Here is a 791-nt window from a genome sequence, read left to right on the forward strand (position 1 = left end):
CCTTGGATGGCCGGATGGCGGCGGCCCGCGAGTTGTACGACAAGGGCGCGCACTCCCGTCTCCTCGCCGCGCTGCCCGGCCTCATCGCTGACGGACATGCCGCGGCCTCCTCCCGTCGCGAACTCGATCAGGCCAGGCTCTCCTCCGTCTACAGCCTGGCCGCTGCGGTGCTGACCAAGCTCGGCTCCTACGGCCAGGCCCGGCTCACCGCGGACCGGGCCCGCACCTGGGCCGAGGTCTCCGGTTCTCCGCTCGCGTCCGCGGCCGCCGCCCGGGAGCTGGCCATCGTCCTGCGCCACCAGGACCGCGGCGCCGAAGCCCAGCGCCTCATGACGACAGCAGCCTCTGCCGTCGAGGCGACCGGCCTGCGCACCGATGCGACCGTGTCGGCCTATGCACAGATGCTCTGCACCCTGGCTTACACCGCGGCCCGGGGCGGCCACCGCGCCGAAGCCCTGTCGATGACCGAGGAAGCCCGCCGCGCCGCTCGTCGGCTGCCGGCCGTCGCCCCAGCGGGCCGACTGTTCCCCATCAGCCCGGCCGCCGTGGACTTGTACGCCGTCGGCGTGCACTGGGCGCTCGGAGATGCAGGAGCCGCCCTGGAAGCCGGGAAGAACCTCCGCCCCGCCCAATTCCCCACGGCTGAACGAAAGGCCCGCATGGGCACCGATATGGCGCGCGCCTGGTGGGCCTGGGGACGGCCGGAGCAGGCCGCCCGCTCCCTCCTGGACGCCTACCGAGCCAGCCCCGGCGAAGTCCGAGACCGCCCCGCGATCCGCAGCATCGTCGAC

1 pseudogene is annotated in these 791 nt (G+C 73.8%); it reads left to right on the forward strand.

The features are described 5' to 3' along the window. A pseudogene (locus tag IG54_RS0137265) lies at positions 1–791 on the forward strand (transcriptional regulator); the annotation flags it as partial.

The organism is Streptomyces sp. NRRL S-920 (assembly GCF_000717945.1).
Taxonomy (GTDB): domain Bacteria; phylum Actinomycetota; class Actinomycetes; order Streptomycetales; family Streptomycetaceae; genus Streptomyces; species Streptomyces alboniger.